The sequence below is a fragment of the Pseudoalteromonas luteoviolacea genome, from assembly GCF_000814765.1.
Lineage (GTDB): Bacteria > Pseudomonadota > Gammaproteobacteria > Enterobacterales > Alteromonadaceae > Pseudoalteromonas > Pseudoalteromonas luteoviolacea_H.
Genome location: NZ_JWIC01000005.1, coordinates 50308 through 68693, shown reverse-complemented (window position 1 = coordinate 68693; position 18386 = coordinate 50308). Strand labels below are relative to the sequence as shown.

17 protein-coding genes are annotated in these 18386 nt (G+C 40.1%); 15 read left to right on the top strand and 2 right to left on the bottom strand.

Going from position 1 to position 18386, the window contains the following annotated elements; genetic code table 11:
• The first annotated feature begins 131 nt into the window (after nucleotides 1-131).
• From JF50_RS27770 to JF50_RS07870, 4 genes are all read left to right on the top strand, one after another.
• Nucleotides 132-500 (top strand): LysE family translocator, encoded by a 369-nt coding sequence (locus JF50_RS27770; protein WP_268747813.1) that lies wholly within the window; start codon nucleotides 132-134, stop codon nucleotides 498-500.
• Entirely contained in the window at nucleotides 398-757 is a 360-nt protein-coding gene (locus JF50_RS07875) for a LysE family translocator (protein ID WP_268747812.1), read from the top strand. Before JF50_RS27770 ends, JF50_RS07875 begins: the two co-directional genes overlap by 103 nt.
• A 101-nt stretch (nucleotides 758-858) precedes the next feature.
• Entirely contained in the window at nucleotides 859-1020 is a 162-nt protein-coding gene (locus JF50_RS27130; RefSeq protein WP_160290457.1) for a hypothetical protein, read from the top strand.
• A gap of 91 nt (nucleotides 1021-1111) precedes the next feature.
• Complete coding sequence (locus JF50_RS07870; protein WP_039608927.1) at nucleotides 1112-1465, top strand: hypothetical protein; 354 nt, start codon at nucleotides 1112-1114, stop codon at nucleotides 1463-1465.
• 34 nt (nucleotides 1466-1499) lie between these two features.
• Here JF50_RS07870 and JF50_RS07865 read toward each other — a convergent pair whose 3' ends face one another.
• Entirely contained in the window at nucleotides 1500-3038 is a 1539-nt protein-coding gene (locus JF50_RS07865) for a M20/M25/M40 family metallo-hydrolase (RefSeq protein WP_039608926.1), read from the bottom strand.
• Between the two features lie 387 nt (nucleotides 3039-3425).
• Between JF50_RS07865 and JF50_RS07860 the strand changes: the two genes are divergently transcribed.
• The 10 genes from JF50_RS07860 (at nucleotide 3426) to JF50_RS07815 (ending at nucleotide 16796) form a co-directional block, all read left to right on the top strand.
• On the top strand, nucleotides 3426-5339 hold the full coding sequence (locus JF50_RS07860) for a Hint domain-containing protein (protein ID WP_039608925.1): 1914 nt from the start codon (nucleotides 3426-3428) through the stop codon (nucleotides 5337-5339).
• Between the two features lie 293 nt (nucleotides 5340-5632).
• Nucleotides 5633-6370 carry a carbon-nitrogen hydrolase family protein gene (locus JF50_RS07855; RefSeq protein ID WP_039608924.1) on the top strand — a complete coding sequence of 246 codons (738 nt, stop codon included), beginning with the start codon at nucleotides 5633-5635 and terminating at the stop codon, nucleotides 6368-6370.
• Nucleotides 6371-6525: 155 nt separating this feature from the next.
• The gene (locus JF50_RS07850; protein WP_039608923.1) at nucleotides 6526-7032 is read left to right on the top strand and encodes a GNAT family N-acetyltransferase; all 507 of its coding nucleotides are present in this window, start codon (nucleotides 6526-6528) and stop codon (nucleotides 7030-7032) included.
• Between the two features lie 61 nt (nucleotides 7033-7093).
• Nucleotides 7094-7441: a lactoylglutathione lyase gene (locus tag JF50_RS07845; RefSeq protein ID WP_039608922.1), complete on the top strand. Its 348-nt coding sequence runs from the start codon at nucleotides 7094-7096 to the stop codon at nucleotides 7439-7441.
• Nucleotides 7442-7549: 108 nt separating this feature from the next.
• Nucleotides 7550-7960 carry a GNAT family N-acetyltransferase gene (locus tag JF50_RS07840; RefSeq protein WP_039608921.1) on the top strand — a complete coding sequence of 137 codons (411 nt, stop codon included), beginning with the start codon at nucleotides 7550-7552 and terminating at the stop codon, nucleotides 7958-7960.
• 183 nt (nucleotides 7961-8143) lie between these two features.
• Nucleotides 8144-9547, top strand: coding sequence for a pentapeptide repeat-containing protein (locus JF50_RS07835; RefSeq protein WP_160290456.1), 1404 nt, complete (start codon nucleotides 8144-8146; stop codon nucleotides 9545-9547).
• Nucleotides 9548-9637: 90 nt separating this feature from the next.
• Nucleotides 9638-11233 (top strand): pentapeptide repeat-containing protein, encoded by a 1596-nt coding sequence (locus JF50_RS07830; RefSeq protein WP_039608919.1) that lies wholly within the window; start codon nucleotides 9638-9640, stop codon nucleotides 11231-11233.
• Between the two features lie 217 nt (nucleotides 11234-11450).
• A complete protein-coding gene (locus JF50_RS07825; RefSeq protein ID WP_039608918.1) occupies nucleotides 11451-13085 on the top strand; it encodes a methyl-accepting chemotaxis protein in 1635 nt (544 codons plus the stop codon).
• 202 nt (nucleotides 13086-13287) lie between these two features.
• Nucleotides 13288-13659, top strand: a complete 372-nt coding sequence (locus JF50_RS07820) for a DUF2237 family protein (RefSeq protein WP_039608917.1) — start codon at nucleotides 13288-13290, stop codon at nucleotides 13657-13659.
• Between the two features lie 206 nt (nucleotides 13660-13865).
• Nucleotides 13866-16796 carry a M14 family metallopeptidase gene (locus JF50_RS07815; RefSeq protein ID WP_039608916.1) on the top strand — a complete coding sequence of 977 codons (2931 nt, stop codon included), beginning with the start codon at nucleotides 13866-13868 and terminating at the stop codon, nucleotides 16794-16796.
• 132 nt (nucleotides 16797-16928) lie between these two features.
• Here JF50_RS07815 and JF50_RS07810 read toward each other — a convergent pair whose 3' ends face one another.
• Complete coding sequence (locus JF50_RS07810) at nucleotides 16929-17783, bottom strand: CPBP family intramembrane glutamic endopeptidase (RefSeq protein WP_039608915.1); 855 nt, start codon at nucleotides 17781-17783, stop codon at nucleotides 16929-16931.
• A 226-nt stretch (nucleotides 17784-18009) separates the two neighbouring features.
• On the opposite strand from JF50_RS07810, the gene JF50_RS07805 reads away from it, so the two are divergent.
• Complete coding sequence (locus JF50_RS07805) at nucleotides 18010-18384, top strand: MazG nucleotide pyrophosphohydrolase domain-containing protein (protein ID WP_039608914.1); 375 nt, start codon at nucleotides 18010-18012, stop codon at nucleotides 18382-18384.
• Nucleotides 18385-18386 lie beyond the last annotated feature (2 nt).

Genomic DNA, 18386 nt, shown 5'->3' with positions numbered 1-18386 from the left:
AAATTGAACTTTTCGTGCTTAAATTGCTAAAGAGCGTGCGGCTATAAAAAGTATCATGTTTTAGAATTGTATATTTTTAATATAATTTTTAATTTTGAATTCGCTTTGTACAACACACATAGGAAAAATAAATGGAATTAAGTGCTTTCTTTATATTTTTGATTGCTTGTTTAGCGATTAACTTGGTCCCTGGCCCAGATGTAATTTATATCGTAACAAATACGATGAAAGGAAAGACACAGGCGGGTTTGAAAGCCGCCGCAGGATTAGGTGTAGGTTATGTATTTCATACTATTGCAGCATGTCTAGGGTTGTCGGCTATTATTTTGAGCTCGGCAGTATTATTTAGCATCATTAAATTCTTAGGTGCTGCCTACCTGTGTTACTTGGGCATTAAATGCTTGTTATCGTTCTACCAAAAAAAATCAAATGTCAGTTTACAGTTAACACAAGAACGACAGGGCAATATTTCATTCAAGGTATTGTCGTTAGTGTCTTAAATCCGAAGGTGGCATTGTTTTTTCTTTCTTTTTTACCTCAATTTATCGACCCACACAGTGAAAACCCTACTTGGGTTTTACTTATTTATGGCCTTACTTTTAGCACCATGGCAACGTTGTGTAATTTAGCCTATGCCGTTGCGGGCAGCTGGGCATTTAGCCAAGCAAAAACAACTCACTATACGCGTATATTAGAAGGGGTGTCTGGAGTCATGTTAATTGGACTTGCAGGAAAAATCGCATTAGACAATAAATAAATTGTAATATTTACAAATAGAAACAGTTTTCGAGTTTTTTCATGCCATTTTTTCAAAAAATTATAGTATTTTAAGAGGGGAATAATGAGAAGAACTCTATTATGCACTGCATTGTGCAATTAGAAAAAGAAGACCCAGTCGGCACAGAGTACCAATACGATAAGGTTAATTTATTAGAGAATACATTTACTTTGACAGATGGTGCGTATCAGTTTTTAGGGTATGAGTTTCAAGGTGGTGTAGACATGGATTGTAGTAAATAATTCAGGTGGTGCAGTAAATCTGACTTTCGCTTGCTCAGGGGAAGGCAAAGTTATGCTCACACGATGGAACCGGTGATTTGAAGGAACTGAAATGAATGTAAAGGGCTGTTTTTCTCATGTGTACGCTTGTTTATTGGTCATCACTTCACTGCTTTTACTTGTGCCAAGTTTTGTTCCTGGTGCTATGTCTGTGTTGGCTTTTTATTCGTCGATTTTTGTTCTAGCGCTTTCTATTCTTACTGTTAAGCGTGGTCGAAGCTGGTGTTTTAACATGACCGCTTTGTCAGTAACTATAGGTACGCTATTTATCAATGATTATTTGAGGTTGTTTGAACCAATACCAACAGCCACTTGGACGAGTAAAGGTATCTTATACGCAGTACTTGCTGTGACAATATTGACGGGTATTAGGCGGGTTCAACGTTATGTTGAACCGACAAGTTAGCAATTTGGGGCAGCCATAGTGCTGGCTGTTCAGGTTATAGTTGTTGATTCAGTACAGAAGTAATGGATGCGATTCCTTCTAGAAAATTTCCTATCCGAATGTTTTCGTTAGGACTGTGCTGGTTATTGTCCATATTTACACTAGGCACTATGGCCGCAGGAATGTTCAATGTATTCACTATTGGTGCAATGGGGATTGAACCGCCTCCAGAACGCAATATAATCGGCTTTTGACCATAGAAGTTTGTCATGCCTTCGATGGCAACTCTTCCAGCCAGTGAATGTGGTTCGCTTCGAAATGAGCCATAGATTGAGCGTGACTTCATGGTGACAATATACGGATATTTCATACGCTCTTCATGAGTAGGGAGACGGTCAATTACAAAATATCCAAGCCTTTCAATGTGTTTTTTTACCAGTTGTATCAGTCTGTCTGGGTTTGATTCTTGCACCAGTCTTATATCTAGTTCTGCGATGGCCTTACTGGGTATAATTGTTCTAGCTTGTTGTTCGACCCATCCACTGTTCATACCGCGAATGTTCAGTGAAGGATATTGGATAGACTCTTGAAGCGTATTTCCTACTTTATCGTGGCTTGAAAAGCCGAGCTGTGCTTTGAGCTTTGTCTCATCATCAGGCACTTTCGCCAGTCGTGTTTTTAATTTGTCATTGAGGTTTACACCATCATAGAAGCCAGGAATGATTACTCTACCATTTTGTGATTTCATTGACCCCAGAATTTGAGCAAGGTGCAGCGCTGGGTTAGGTGCATAATTGCCATAATGGCCGCTATGTTGGGGCTGATAAGCTCCGAAAGTAGTAAGTTGTATTGTTGCTATCCCTCTTGCACCTAGTGCAACTGTCGGTTGATTTGAATTGTGAGGTGGACCGTCAAAAATAAGCAATAAATCAGCTTGTAGTTTTTGCTTATGCGCAATAATGGCAGCTGGGAGGTGTGGTGAGCCGATCTCTTCTTCGGTGTCCATGATGATTTTTAAGTTATAGTTTAGGAGTATTTTTTGCTCATTCAATATATCCAATGCAACAAGAAACTGTGCAATGGGGCCTTTTGAGTCTGAAGCGGAACGCGCAAATATGCGTAAATTTGGATCTATTCGATTATTTAGTTGCGACCATGGAATAATCTCCCAAGACCCATTATCTGTTTGCGTTTTTAATACGGCTCGATAGGGGTTAGGTTGTTGCCAAGCTGAGGGGTCAACAGGTTGACCATCTGCCTGAAGGTAGACCAGCATAGTTTTGGTGGCGTTGGGATTAATACGCTCTGCATAAACGAGTGGACTGCCCGACATATCAAGCGTTTGCGCTTTAAAGCCTCTCTGGCTAAATGCTTTGATTAGCCAATTGGATAACTGTTTGATGTCTTCTGGGTTATGTGTGTCATTGGGTAGACTGAGTAGCTCCCTAAATAGCGCAATCGCATCGGGTGTTTTAGTTTTAACTGCCCGTTTTAGTTCACTGTTACTTAAAACCTCTATGGCTGGTGCGTGAAATGGCAATGTGCAAATTAAAAATATATACGATAAAGTTGTGTATTTTATTGTTTTTATCATCTCTAAAACCTCCTTTTTACAAATTTATACTTGGTGTTTTTAAACCCTAATCAGCTTTATCTAAGGTTTATTTTAAATTTAATCATACGGTGTATTTCTGCTTTTGTAATTAGAATGGGTTGTAGGAATGGTAGTGAGTTAAGCAATGACGTTAACGACTGTATTTTCATATTTGGCAATGCCAAGTTTAGTTTTTTTCTTTTGTGCTGCATTCGTGTTTTATTTAATATGTTGTTAACTCTCCTTGCTAATAAATAGATAATTTCATTATTTTGTATAAATATATTTATAATTATTTCAAAAATTGAATTTATCCAATCTTTGATGTGAGGCTCGGTGAGTGAATATTTTTACTTTAAAAATTAAATAAACAATAAAGGAATAACAATGAAATTTGCCCTAAGGACAGTATGTTTCGCTTTGAGTTTGATTGCATCACCTATGTATGCAAACGACCCAAGCAGCCAACATGCACCTTCTTCGCCCGCATTCACGCAGTTGGAGAGCAGAGCCGTTGATGCTCTTAAATCTCGTTATATGCGAGCAGGACTGAACCACAAAACGCGCCCGTTTTTATACAAATTACTCACCACAAACAGTGTGTCTGAGCTCGGCTCAAAGGCGCTGCCAATAGGCATGTTATCGAGTAGTTCGTGCCAAGCTTCTGTTGTGCGTGATTGCTTTCACTTCACTAACCTCGGGTTTACTATTGAGGAGAATGAAAAAACAGGAGAGCAATTTTTAACGACAACAACGATGTACTCTCAAAATGAGTTAGCAGAGTATATATTGTTGGACGTTCACGTCGCCAATACACATGGAGAAACAATCATTGATTATCAAGTGGAAGAGTATTTCGGTGATGGTGCAGAGCAAAAACGAAAGCTTATTTCAGCAAAAGCGCCTTTGAAAGGCATTAAAGAAAAAATTAAACAATCAGATCTGATTGTGACTTCTTCGGTACTAACAACGTTTTTGGACAAACAGGGGGAGCGGAAAACTTTCTATAAGCAAATACAATCTGAGCATGTTTTTGAAAGTATTACCGCATTGATAGGCGGTTCGAATAAGGCGTCATTTAACCTAGTCTCAATCCAACACCCAGTTGATAGCACGTCGAGCTCAGGCGCCGGCATGCCTGATGGCAAAATTAACGTCTGTTTAAATCGTCATCACTTGGACTGTGATTATGTGAGTGATCATCCTTACGATACACCAGTGGCAGATTTAAGACTGCGAATACCAATGAAAGGCAGTTATACCGTCTTGGGAAAGGTTAAAAAAATATATCGCCGTGATTGGACGTCGTTTGACGTTGTTGAAGTGTCTGAAAATTACTTATGGTTGAACTATAACCCAGTTAAACATCAACCCTCAGTGATGTCGTCTGCAACGAATGTTTACATACAAACAGTAGAAGGGGGCGGAGCACATTTATTTGGTAATACTGAGTTTTCAGATTTAAATAAGGAGTTTGCAGATCACCTTTCTTTAAAATATGTTCAAGGCTGGGATGGGCGCTATAACACTGAGGTTTCGTGGGATATTCCTGCTGACAAAGGGGTTTTTGGGGATTCATACCTTTATTCTCGTCAACAAGATGCAAATTGGTTTATCCATTTGTCGGTTGCAACAGAGTATATGAGAGGACCGCGTAAACTCGTCAGAGATTTATCAGTGATTACGGGGACTTTTGATATCCCTGGGTCGTCAAATAGTGATATTTCTCAACTACCACTACAAGTTGTTTATTCTTGTTTAGCTGGAGAGTCTGAAATCACCCTGCTTAATGGGGATAAAAAACCCCTTGAAAAGTTAAAAGTGGGAGAGACCGTGCTTGGTAGTAGCCAGTTTTCTCCTGGGCATAAAATACCATTAACCATTTCAGATATTTCCGTGGGAACAGAGATATTGCCTATGATTGAAGTCACAACACAAAAAGGTGCCACACTATTACTGACTGAATCACATCCAGTTGTAACTGGAGCTGGGCAGTCTATATGGGCGAGTAAAGTTAACTTAGGGCAGTCGATAATGACTGAATCTGGACTGGACATAGTCATAAAAGTCAACAAAATTGCTTATGATAAGCCTGTATACAACCTAAAATTAGCACGTCTAGACGATGCATCAAATGCCATAGAAGGCGAGACATTTAATATGTTTGCAAATGGTTTGTTGGTGGGTGATCTGGCAACACAACTGCAAAATGAATTTGAAGAGGTGTCCTTCTCTCGTGATGACATGCTTAATCGCATCCCGTCCTATTGGCACCAAGATTATTTAAACAGCCTTAATTAACATTGAATTGCTTGTTAGGAGATCAAATTCACCTAGCAAGCAATTTTTAGGTGAAGTACACAAATGGACCTAATCTCTGTGTTCTCGCTTGATTACAAAAAAAGAGGATTAAATATCGCAATGAATTATTTAACTCATGAGAGCACCGTTAGACCTTCTGGTAATAACTGGTCTAAAAAATAATAACACGTATGATTGAAGTGCTTCACAGGTAATCTGTTGTTGATAAGTTATAAAGCAACATGCAGTATTACTGATTATGAACATTAAAAAGTTTAAAATGAGTAGTAATTATGAAAATAGCGGTGGCGCAAAGTAGCTCGGTTAAAGGAGATGTGAACGCGAATATTGTCAATCATCTCAGGTATATTCATCAAGCCAGTTTATATGACGTCAATTACCTTATTTTTCCCGAGCTGTCTTTAACTGGTTATGAAATGGAATTGGCGAAAGAGCTCGCTTTCAAACCAGATGATGTACGTTTAGCGCCGTTTGTTGACGCTGCTATAAAATGCAATATAACGGTTGGTATAGGCGCACCTATTCAATCGACTGGGTTAGAGAAAATTGGCCTGTTGATAATTCATAATACGGGTGAAATTGAAACTTACGAAAAGATATACCTTCATGAAGGTGAAGATGTATATTTTAGCAGCGGTGATCAATATCACTTAGTTCAACTCGAGCAAGAATCGATTGCCAATGCCATATGTGCAGACACGATTAATCCAGCGCATGCAAAGACTTGTTCAGAGCTTGGAGCATCCATATATGTTGCTGGCGTTTTGGTAACCCCTAATGGTTATGCAAATGATGCGAAAATGTGGGCTAGTTATTCTGATGAATATCAAATGTTGGTTGCTATAGCGAATTTTAACAAGCCAAGCGGTGGTCTACCCGCGGCAGGTAAAAGTGCGATATGGTTCAAAGGAGATTTGCTTGCACAAGCTGGGGAGTCGCAAGATGCGTTGGTTATCGCCCAAAAATGCGATGGTCACTGGGTCGGTGAGGTGCACGAAATACCTAATTAGACTCGTAGCAGAGTCATTTTTCAGCGATGACGGGCCAGTAAGTCATTGGAATAGGTGAAATAAGTGTGTGATGAATAGGAAATCAACATCATGGCCGGACTTGCTTCGGAAACCACTTAAACGTTAGGTGTGTCATTGATAGGGGATCAAGGAATATGTGTAGAGTCGCAACTTTTGATGACAGCGCGAATATTGCAGTATTGTCTGCACAAGTTTGGTTGCATAATTACGCCACTGAAGGGATTAATACTGCCATTTCGGACTATGTTCTTCGCGAGTTTACTTCTCAAAATATCGCAAAAAAACTGAGCGCCGATGATTACAAATATATTGTATCAGAGCGTGATGGTAATTTAATAGGCTTGATTTCGCTAGACTTTTCCAGTATTTGCCCTATTACAAAAACGACAACCCCGGAGCTTGATAGGCTCTACATTCAGGAGCCATTTACTGGACAAGGATTGGGCTCTCAATTACTCAAGGTTGCCATCAAAGAGTGCAAAAATTTGGGTTGTGAACGGGTGTGGCTGACGGTAAATCATAAGAATACCAGAGCTCGGGCTTTTTATAACCGCCATGGTTTTGAAGAGATCGGAGAGACTTATTTTGTATTAAATGAAGAACAACATTTAAATTATGTATTGAGCAAATCTATCGTTTAACTATGTGGCAGTTACCAAATGAATGAATATAGCGTTAGTACTAAATGCTTGAGGAGCGATAATGAATTCACTTGATATTCGTCCATTTATTCCAGTCAAAGAGTTGAATGTGTCGAAAGCATTTTATGAGGCGCTAGGGTTTGAAAGTGATGATACCAATGACGAAATGACCATAATAAGTAATGGAACATGTACCTTCTTTTTATATCAAACTGTCGATATAGGCACAGAGGCTAACCTTATGTTTCAGCTCATTTTGCCAGATATTCAAGCGGCACTTAATTCTATCCAAAAAGTACAAAATACAGATATAAGGTATGAACCCATCAAAGAAGCACACTGGGGTAAAATCATCTACCTTTGGGGGCCTTCAGGAGAAATGTGGCACATTACAGAACTGGCAACGTGACTAAACCTATATTTTAACCGTCAGTGCTGGGTATGGGCTAATAAATCACAGTACTGTTTATTTATACAGTTATGTGTATAATCGTTCTAGTATTACCGAGGAATGATTATGAATTATACAATTGAAGAACATGTACCTACGCCCCAAGAATATTGCGATATGCGCGTGACAGCTGGCTTGTCAGCAAAATCCTTAAAAGCAGCCCAAATTGGCTTACCAAATACGCTATACGGTGTGTCTGTTCGTCATGATGGCGAGTTAATTGGTATGGGACGAGTTGTGGGCGATGGTGCATGTAATTTTGAAATTGTAGATGTTGCGGTTGACCCAAAATACCAAGGCCAAGGCTTAGGTCGACAAGTGATGGAATATATAGATAGATACTTAACATCGGTAGCGCTTGAAGGCTCGTATGTATCCATGATCGCTGATGAGCCGGTATTTTACGAAAAACTAGGCTACCGCTTAGTGACACCAAAAAGTCAGGGCATGACAAAGAAGTTTTATCAAGCTAATTGAGTTGGGTAGGGGGAGCTGGTGTTTCCCTTCATCTCGTTGTTGTCTGAATAAGTTGCGCAAGTCTATTCACACCTTTTGTTCACACAGTTTTTTCACCATTCAAATTCAATCTGTTAACTCTTGTCGCAAAAGATTATTATATAGTTTAGCTTGTCATATTGAGATATGGGTATGGGAAAGGAATTGGGTTCAGAACAACTCACAACATCACAAACAAAAAGCTTAAATAAGCTGGAAGGGGATAAAGCTCTACTTCTATGGCTAAGAGGGAGGGAGGCTTGGAATGATTGGATGAAAAAACACCCAGAAGCTGAAGTAAGTTTTGAAGGAGTTGTGTTTAGTTATTTGGCACTATCCGAACGGTTAAAAGGAAAAAGGCCAGTGCCACAAAAGCTTAAAAGTTACGTGGATTTTTCTGGGTATATCTTTAATGGTTACATTTCTTTCGATGGTGCTGAGTTTCACTCTAAAGCGCTATTTAGAAATGCAAAATTTAGTGGCGTTTCAAGTTTTTTTCATACCTGCTTCAAAGATTTAGTTCATTTTAGTAATTCTGAGTTTCATGATCGAACTGATTTTTCTAGTGTAGAGTTTATTAACGAAGTTGATTTTAGTAGGGTTAAATTTAAGAACTTTGCTGATTTTTTTAATGCCAACTTTGGTTCATTAAGTGAGTTCTATGAGATAGAGGTCTGGGAGACGATAAACTTTAGATCTTCAGTTTTTCTTGAAGAAACGCAATTTATCGGAGCTGTATTCAAAAATAACGTTTCTTTTACTCGCGCCAAATTTTTCGGCGGAGCAGTATTCAATAGAGCGAGTTTTTGTAAAGAGTTTAGTCTAAAGAACTGCCAGTTCCTTAGTAATGTCGACTTCGGAAATGCTAGTTTTGGTAACACCTTTTATTGTTCACCGCTAAACTCTGAAAAAATAAAAAGTATTGATTTTAAAGGCGCTTCATTTGAAAAGTCTTTCTCTATTTCTGGACACTTTGAGTGTATCCCTGATTTACGACTAACTAAAACAAGCCACCACGTAGATTTAAGCCATCTATCAGTCAAGTTAAATAGGATATTTATCAAGAATTGTGGCCTAGAAAGAGCAATAGATGCCGAAGATTCAGAGCGGCTTTGTAGACTAAAAGAAATAGCTGAGTCTAACAAAAATCATAATAGGGCATTAGCATTTCATGCTGACGAACAAAGAGCTAGCAGGTGGGGTGTATTAAATTCATGGCAATCAATGTTAGATATGCTTTATTCGCTTACAAGTAATTACGGACAAAGCTTAGCAAGGCCATGCTTTTATCTAGTGCTATCGATCATATTGTTTGCAGCATTTAGTTTAAAACAACCCGAAAACATACATAAAGAAGAAGGTCAGCTCAAAACCGCTCTGACAATATCAATAGCAACAGTGACACCGTTCATCTCTATTTCTAAAATAGAGCGTGAGGCGGGTATTAAGAAGTTATATGGTCAAAAGCCCCCAGAAGACTATGGTTTATACAGCTATGCGCATGCTGGCATTTCATTTGTTTTTATATTCTTAATAGGTTTGGGCCTTCGGAATCGATACAGGATATAAATATAGCCCATACAGAGGTTGTACTTTCTTATTTCATATCCCCTCTAAATCAGTATCATAGAATCAATATACCTCTAAGAGATATTAAATATGGAAAAGGAATTGGATTTAGGAAAACTCCTAGCACAAGAAGCGCAATTAGATGAGCCGGTGTCCCTTTGGGGTGAAAATGCGCTTCTTCTTTGGCTTAAAGGAAAAGACGCTTGGAATCAATGGATGGAAGAAAACCCCGGAGCTGAAGTTAGCTTTGCTCATGTGATTTTTGATAACCAAAAATTAAAAAAGCATTTTCCTGATTATTTTAATACTCAGGAGGAGACTTTATTTGATGAGGTAGAGGAATTTTGCTTTGAGGGGTTCATATTTGGTGGCGATACAGATTTTTCCAAAGCAACTTTCAATGGTATTGCGAGTTTTAATAACTCAACGTTCAAAGGTGATGTGAATTTTAGCAATTCAATCTTCAATACCTATGCGTTCTTTCAAGAATCAAGCTTCAGCGGCGAAGTAGATTTTATAGAATCAACTTTCAGCGACGACGCGTATTTTGACAACTCAACCTTCAGCGATCATACCAGATTTAAAAAAGTGATCTTTAGCGGCGGTGCAGATTTTAAAAATGTAACTTTCAGCGGTTATACGGTCTTTTCCGGAGCAACCTTCAGTGGCGATGCAAATTTTAAACGGGCAGGATTCTCAGGTTTAGCGGACTTTGTGTCAGTGAACTTCAATAATGGTGTTGATTTTACAAAAGCGAATTTTATTTTCGATATTAGTTTTGGTGGCACCCAATTCAATGGGCTTTTAGACTTTTTAGGAGCAAACTTTTTGGGCGAGGCGCTATTTAGAGATGTAACCTTTAGTAACTCTGCAAACTTCAGTAATACGGCTTTTTGTAGTACGGCTGATTTTAACAATGCAAACTTTGGTGGTTATGCTGACTTTCTCGAAGCGATATTTAGTGATCATGTCGAATTTAATAATGCTGTATTTGAATCTACTTTTAAGTTTAAACCAAACTCCTCTGAAGAAGTTGTTTCACTTGATTTTAGGGGGGCTGCATTTAATAAGTTATTTTTAATATCTGGTAATTACACTTGTATCCCCGATTTGAGGCAAACCAAAACAAGTCACCATTTAGATCTTAGCGAACTAAAAGTTCAGCTTAAAAGAACCGCTGAAGGAGTTGGTGCCATCGGAGAAAGGGCTATAGACCCTTTAGACTCCGAACGACTTTGCAGATTAAAAGAAATAGCTGAGTCCAATAAAGATCAAATAAGAGCCTTAGCATTTCATGCTGATGAGCAAAGGGCTAGCAGGTGGATAGCATTAAATCCATGGCAATCAATACTGGACTCTTTTTACTCGTTAACCAGCAATTATGGTCAAAGTATATTTAGGCCATTTGTGTTTTTGATGATGAGCATTTTTGTATTTTCTCACGTTACCATAAGTTATGCAGATTCAAAAAAAGATGTTCAGCTAACCACTGCGATTGTTATATCAGTGGCTACTGTTACACCTTTCATGGCTATCTCTAAAGATGCCCGAAGTAACAATATTAAAAAGATATTTAGCAACGATATACCAGAGAGCTACGTTATGTATGGCTATTTTCACTCATTCTGCTCATTTATATTTATCTTTTTAATAGGTTTAGGTCTTAGGAACCGATTTAGAATTTAATTACAAAAGCACCGCAGGTGCGGGTTTTTTGCTGTATCAAGACTCAATAAAGACGATGCCTATGATGTATGAGTTTAATAGCTAATAGCTTGTGAATGTCTCAAATATGGCCTGCGGTTACTAGCTTGAAAAAAGCAAAATTCAACACCAATTTCTCCTGAAAACTCGCTATTTCTAACTATATTTGTAATAAGTAACAAGCAAATAGTGAATTTAGATGAACTTTAAAAGCCTTCAAGTCAAATACTCGTTTTTGTTTTTTGCCATCTCTGTGTTTTTCATCGCGGTTGTGTCTATCAATCTATACCTCATATCTAAAACAGAACACAGTCTCAGTGAAGTTGGCAACAAGTTTAACCCCGCAATCTCGGCGGTTATCAATGCGGATAGAGACTTATACCAAGCGCTATCCGCGGAACAGCACACTTTATATAGCACCAACCTAGGTAGCAGCTACAACAGCTTATACGCTGATTATCAAGAAAACGCGCAGCAGGCGCTTGATCGTATGAATAAATACCGTGAGTTAATGCAAGACTACCCCAGTGCACTTTCTCCGCTGCAAGGGTTTGATAACCAGTACAGGACTTGGCTCAGTGACTCTCAAAAAGTGTTTGATTTGATGCGTCAAGGCGATAAAAGTGCCGCCATAATCCAAAGTGAGGGGGTGGCAACACAAAGCTTTAACGACCTTCGGGAGTATTTTAATTTGGCAGGGGAGGCCGCTGATAGAATCAGTGGTGAGGTGAGCAGCGAGTCCATCAGTGAAGTAAATAGCACTTTGACCGTGATTTGGGTGATCAGCGCCATAGTGGTTGCGATTATTATTGCCATTGGGGTGGTAGCACCTAAAAAAATGGCTAATGCGCTCAATGATTTGGCAAAGCAGTTAAAAGAGATGAGCCATGGTGATGGGGATTTAACGAAACGTATTAATTCAGACCGCGATGATGAATTAGGCGATGTGGCCAATGAGTTTGATAGATTCGTAGCAGGTCTATCAGAGCTGATACGCACCATTGTTGATGAGTCTATGTCGGTTGTTAAAGGGGTGGAGTCTCTTGAACGGGGCTCTAAAGATATCCACGATACGTGCTCTAATCAACTACAAGCAATTGAAGTGATTGTTACTGCCGTCAATGAAATGTCTTATGCAATTAAAGAAGTAGCTAAAAATGCCAGTTTAACTGCGCAAGATTTATCTCATGTCAATGAGCTAACAGACGAAGGCACGAATGTTACCAATCAAACGGTTAGCCAAATAACGCAGTTATCGGAGGTGGTTGCACATGCGTCAGATACAATCACTAAGGTTGCCGAAGATTCAACGAATATTGCGTCTGTTTTAGATGTTATTCGAGGCATTGCTGAGCAAACGAATCTACTGGCGTTAAATGCGGCCATTGAGGCTGCGAGGGCGGGGGAGCAGGGCCGAGGCTTTGCAGTGGTTGCTGATGAAGTACGCACGCTTGCTAGTAAAACACAGCAATCAACCGAAAATATTCAAGAAATGATCTCTAATTTACAACAAGGTGTTGAGCAGGCAGTCTCATCTATTGAAAAGGGCAATGAGTCAACGAGTTCAACGGTGGAATGCTCTGCGCAGACACTGGAGTCGTTAGATAAAATTGCGCAAGCATCATCACGTGTTTCGGATGTCGCAGCGCAAACTGCCACGGCGACAGAGCAGCAAAGTAAGGTGACAGAAGACATCAGCGGCAACCTGACGCAAATGTCCGAAGGCACACGTCATAACTTTGATACCGCTGTCGAAAATGAAGAGATTGCGGATCAAACGATGGCCAGTGCTATAAAACTGCGCGAGGCAGTTGGTGGTTTTAAGTTAGGGTAGAGTTTTGCTTTAACAACATAGGAAAGAACGCGGTTATTTTGTAGCTCTTTTGTTGTTTTAACTATGAATGATAGGTTTAATGTACAATTGATATTGTATAAGCCTGATTTTAATCTTCTAAAAAAGTAATCCCTATTTAGTTGCACCTCGTACCACCATTTATTTTTTATGATTGACCATCAAAATAAATGGAGTCGCGATAATGGCGTTAGAGAAAGCGAAAAATGTATTGGGTGGAGACCTAGAGGTATGCTGTATCGATCCGTTAACCGGATTTATGCGTGATGGCTATTGCAATACGAATGACATGGACCATGGTACACATGTGGTGTGTGCAATTGTCACTGCAGAATTTTTGGCATTTACCAAAGCGAGAGGCAATGACTTAAGCACACCTATGCCTCAGTATCAGTTTCCAGGGTTAAAGCCGGGCGATGGCTGGTGTTTGTGTGCGCTGAGATGGAAAGAAGCGCATATAGCAGGCTTTGCGCCACCTGTTAAGCTAAGTGCAACGCATGAAAAAGTTTTGGAGTATGTCGACTTGGATGTATTGAAAGAGTTCAGCATTGACTGAGTTCATACATTGAAATTATGTTAATCGAACTGGTAGCTCTATACCAGTTCACTCAACACTTACCATCTGAATTTGAATTTTGTCTTATATTTCTTCACTTTATCGACCAAGGTTTGACCGAAAAAATGCTCAGTGATAGTTTTTTTGTGCTGAACTTTATAAAAATAATCAGTAGTCGTTAAATTAAAATAACAAGGAAATCAATAATGCATTTGCGCAATTCAAAAAAGGCATTGTCCATTGCTATTGCCAGCGTTTTGGCGATAAGCGCCCACGCAAACGCCGGAGTAAAGCTTTCACCGACAGAATTACAAGGACTGAATTACAACAAACCTTTGGTAGAAGGGAAACTTAACCCGGCGATTACGACACCCAAAGATATGCTTGGCTTTGCTGTTGGACAAAGGGCTGCGACACCTGCGCAAATTACAGAGGCGCTCTCACAGTGGCAGCAAGAGAGCAATAGAGTGCAAGTCGTGGAGTATGCGCGTTCTCACGAGGGTAGGCCACTGCATTATGTGGTGCTCTCGTCGCCAGAAAACTTAGCAAATGTTGAACAAATTAAGTCTGATTTAGGCCGACTCGCCAATCCTATCAATTTGTCCAAATCTGAAGAAGCGCAAATTATTAACCGCCTTCCAGCTGTGTCTTGGTTAGCCTATACCATTCATGGCAATGAGGCATCAGGCAGTGACGCCGCACTTGCGACCATTTATCAGTTAATCGCATCTCAAGAGCAAGACATTGAAACACTGCTTAAAGACAGTGTTATTATTATTGATCCGTTAATGAACCCTGATGGGCGCGCTCGCTTCACTAAGCAGCTTCAACAGCGCCGGGGGATTGCGCCTAATGTGGATACCCAATCCACCTTGCATACCGATGCCTGGGCTACGGGTCGAAGTAATCACTACTTTTTTGATTTAAACCGTGACTTCACCTTGGGTGTACACCCAGAAACGCGGGGAATTGTTAAATCTATCAATGAATGGAATCCCCAGTTGATGATAGACGCGCATGAAATGGGGTCGATGGACTCCTACCTATTTGGTCTAGCGAGAGAGCCTGTGAACAAGAACCTATCCTCTTACGCTAGAAAGTGGGGGCGTGTGTTTGAAAAAGATCAGGCTGATGCTTTGGACAAAGAAAACTGGCCCTATTATATGGGAGAATGGCTAGAGAACTTGTATCCAGGGTACTCAAGTTACGCTGCGTTTAGAGGGACCATTCATATTTTATATGAACAAGCGCGGATCAAAGAAGATGGCGTAAGACAATATAATGGACGTATTGCCAGTTATGCAGAAGGGGTAGATAAACAATATGTGAGCAGTATCGCTAACATTAAAACGCTAGCAAAACACTCTAAAGATATTTACCGTGACTTTGTCAAAGATAAACGTCAGCTTATCTCAAAAGGAAGCCCTTTTGCTGAGCAAACCTTTGCGATACTCCCCACTAAAAACCATCAAAGAATGGCCAAATTTGTTGACTTGATGCAATTACAAGGCTTTGAGCTACATCAAAGCACTCGCCCAATAAAAGTCAGTAAAGCTAAAAACCAACTTGGTGAAATGGTCAAAGCAGATCTGCCAGCAGGGACACTCTTAATTAGGAATAGGCAGGCTCAGGGGCGTTTGGTGTCAGCCATGTTAGAGTTTGACGCACAGATCACAGACGAAGTGCTAATTGAAGAGCGTCAACGATTGCTTCGAGATGGTTCGAGTTTAATGTATGACGCGACCGCTTGGAATATTACTATGATGTACGGTTTAGAGGCTTTGACGGTCAAAGAGGATATCACTGATGATATCCGTCCGTATGATGCACCTCAAAATCGCCCACCCATTGTTAAAAAAGCCAATTCGTTAGCTTATGTGGTAGATGGTCAAGATGATGCATCGGTCGGCTTTGCAGCAAGATTAATGGAACGTGGTGTGACGACGCGCATTATAGATAAAGAGACGATATTGGATGGCGTAAACATAAGTCGTGGTTCAATCATTGTCTCTAAATATGACAATGAGTTTTTTGCTGGTGACTTAGATGCGGTGGTGGAGAAAACAGCACGAGAAATGCAGGTAACAGCCGAAGCGATTGCTGGTGGACGAGGTGATGGCGATTTACCTGACTTTGGTGGCTCACATTTTAAAGTACTTGAGCAGCCTAGAGTGGCAATATTGAGCGGTAATGGCATCAGTTCATTAGACTTTGGCGCGATTTGGCACAGTATAGACAGCCACTTAGGTATTCGTCATTCACACATTGATAGCAGCCGATTTAACCGAACAGACCTAAGGCGATACAACACCTTGATCCTACCGTCGACATGGAGAAGCACCCTAAGTAAACAGGCCCTAGCAGAGATTTCCACTTGGGTTGAAGCAGGAGGCACGTTGATTGCCATTGATGGCTCAGTGCCACAATTGACTAATCCTGAAGCGAAAATAAGCCAAGTTAGACAGATACAAGACGCTTTTAAAGAGATTGAGCAATATGATATTGCTTTACAAAAAGAGTGGTTAGCGCAGCAGAACAGCTACCCTGAAATAAGCAGTGTCTGGCAACATACCGCTGCTGATACAGTACATTACCCGTGGGATGCTAACGCAAAACTACCCTCAGAAAAGCAGCTGAAAAAGCAAGATCAGTGGCTTGCACAGTTTAGAACTGCAGGCGCGATTGTCGCAGCGCGTACAGATCAAAAACATTGGCTGACCTTTGGCGCACCAGCGGTATTACCTGTTTTGACATCGAGCGATCCGGTCTTGATGACAAAAGGGAGTGTCCAGTCTCCGGTGAGGTTTGGTACTTACCAAGAGATGGATGACAGTGCGTGGAAGAAACAGGTCAAAAGCACCAAAGATGGCCAAGCTGCTCGTAAGATCGGTTGGGCAACTTTACCTGAAAAGCAAAACCTGACTTTACGAATGAGTGGCTTGTTATGGCCTGAGGCGAGCAAACGCATTGCGAACTCAGCGTACTTAACACGTGAAAGCAAAGGCGATGGTCAAATTATTCTGTTCTCGGGCCAACCTGTATTTAGAGGTTCAACGCTTGCTACTAATCGTTTGTTACTTAACGCGATTGTTTATGGCACAGGGCTCGGTGCACACACGCCAGTCACCAAGCTATAAGGTTTATTGGATGGCTCTACCATGGGGTATTTTATATGGTAGAGCCTCTAAGTTTTCAAATATCAACACCACATCGTATTTGAACGCTGGCAATAACGTTGTGTTGTCGTTGCGATGACCTACAGAAGTTCTTCACTGCCGACTTTTTTTGAATCGGCTATTCGGTGTTTTTAAGATCTCATGATAACAATATGGGCCAATCACTATCGATGACAACAGCAGTAATATGGCAATCTGTTCATGGCTTGCTGGGCCAACAAAGATAGAGGTAAACGGGTATTGGCTCAGATCGAAAAAGTAAGAGGAAAAGATAAGTAAAAAGGCGATTAAGTTGTTAAGCATATGGATAAGTATGGGCGCAAAAAGCGTTCTATACCTTAACCTGATCAAGCATAAAACGATGCCAAAAATGATGTTGGCAACGTAATCATGATGCAACAAGCCAAATATCAATGAGGTAATTGCAATGGCCCATAGAGGAGAGAGTTTTAAACTCAATCTATCAAGCAGGATCCCTCTAAACATCAGCTCTTCTAAAATAGGTGCAACGATGACCATTGCGATAAACAGTAAACCCATATAAAAATAAAAACCGCTGTCTTGAGCCGAAATGGTGAGATCCAGCTCTCTCGAATCAACAAGGTTCAAATCTGCTTCTGTGTATAGTTGCATAATGTCTAGCCAAGCAATCGATACACATAACATAGCAAAGGTTAAAACGATTAAGTGGACAAATTTTGGCTTCGGGGTAGTACTCAAAAACATTAAGCGTCTATGCTTGGGTTTAATAAAGCGCACAATTAAAGCAAGTAAAAGTATATCGCAAAGCACATTGAGCATTTCTTCCCCTTGCAGCTCGGATAAGCCAAAAAATATACTGTGTATGTCGTCCGTTAAAATCAAAATAATGGCTGCGGGAATGATTACTAGCAAGGCTGAGAGCAGATAATAGGCGACAAGTCGAGTGATCGAGAATGTGGCAAACATGGTTTTTTAGTCCGGTTAATATCTCCTTATTGGTTTAAATTTCGCTCATTTTACCCAAAATAGATAAAATTACCATTGTTGTTGATATGGGTACTTTAATTGGTAGGCTTGGTGTTTCCTCAGAATACTACCTGTGTAGTATTGTTGCGAAATTTGAGAGAGGCAGTATCGCTTTTCAACCATAAATATCATACGCTTAACGTTAAAGGTCTGTTTTGAGAGAGATATGCGAGATTTAGAAAGTTTGTTAGACATTGCCAAACGTAAATATGTTTATGATCAAACTAACAGTTGGTACTCAGGCTCTGAGACCTACTTATCTGCTTTAAAGGATGAATTAGCTGAAGTATTAGAGGAGATCCCAAAACAAAGAATATGTCATTTAGAAGACGAGTTGGGAGATATTTTATGGAATTACTTAAACATCATCTTGGCCCTTGAAAAAGAGTCAGGTGTCGACATGCACTCTGTACTCAATCGTGCCGTCAAAAAGTATGAACAACGAGTTTCAACGATTGAACAAGGCGGTAGTTGGCAGAGGGTGAAAGAAAAGCAAAAGAAAATGCTTGAAGAAGAACAAAGTAAAGTTAAGAAAGGCTAAAA